The organism is Sphingobium sp. (assembly GCF_041987595.1).
Classification (GTDB): domain Bacteria; phylum Pseudomonadota; class Alphaproteobacteria; order Sphingomonadales; family Sphingomonadaceae; genus Sphingobium.
The window spans coordinates 1-751 of record NZ_JBHIWJ010000209.1; the positions used below are offsets into that span (position 1 = coordinate 1).

At 63.2% G+C, this 751-nt stretch carries 2 pseudogenes; both read right to left on the reverse strand.

Going from position 1 to position 751, the window contains the following annotated elements:
- Nucleotides 1-478, reverse strand: a pseudogene (locus tag ACFC3J_RS22780) (hypothetical protein); the annotation flags it as partial.
- A pseudogene (locus ACFC3J_RS22785) lies at nt 471-751 on the reverse strand (LLM class flavin-dependent oxidoreductase); the annotation flags it as partial. The pseudogenes ACFC3J_RS22780 and ACFC3J_RS22785, both read right to left, overlap by 8 nt.

Sequence of the window (751 nt, forward strand, 5' to 3'; positions counted from 1 at the left end):
TCGCCCAGCCATGATCCGCGACGTCGACCGGATTGCGGCTCATCCAGTGCAGCGCATTGGAAGACCAACTCAGATCCACGCTGCCGGGTGGCAGAATCGCATCGAAATAGGATCGGCCTATGGCGGAAGGAAAGACGCCCTGCCGGCCGTTAAGATAGCTGGCCGGGTCCTGATCCAGCAAGCCGAACAGCGACGTGAAATCGTTGGAGGGCAGGTCCGTATGCACGATCTGAACCGGCCGCTGCGCATTTTTCGCACGAACCAGATCGATGGCCGTCGCCATCGGCGCCATCGAATTACGTCCCTGCGATGCGCCATAGTCGACAATAGTGACAGGACCGGCGGAGGCATCGCCAATGGCCCGCGCCGCCTCCTCCAGCAGGGGGAGCGCGGATTGCAGATTGGCCTGTTGCAGGCCCGAATGCCGGTTGTAAAGCCCGCCCCCCGCCATGGCCGCGACAGCGGTGGAATCAGCCATAAAATGTCTCCGCTATACGCTGCGTGTAGATCGCGCTTTTTTCGGGCGACAGGCCATAATGAGGGATGACCGGCGTAATCGCGTCGGCCAGCGCGGCGCGCCGCGCAACCCGGACCCGCACTTCATCGGCCGTTCCGACCACGGCGATGCTTTCCACCATGGCGTCGGTGCAGGCAGCCGCCATCCCCGCCATGTCCCCCTGCGCGAAGGCGGCCTGAATCGCCGATGCCTCGCGGCCGAAACCGATTTCCTCGAAATAGCGCAGATATTGGG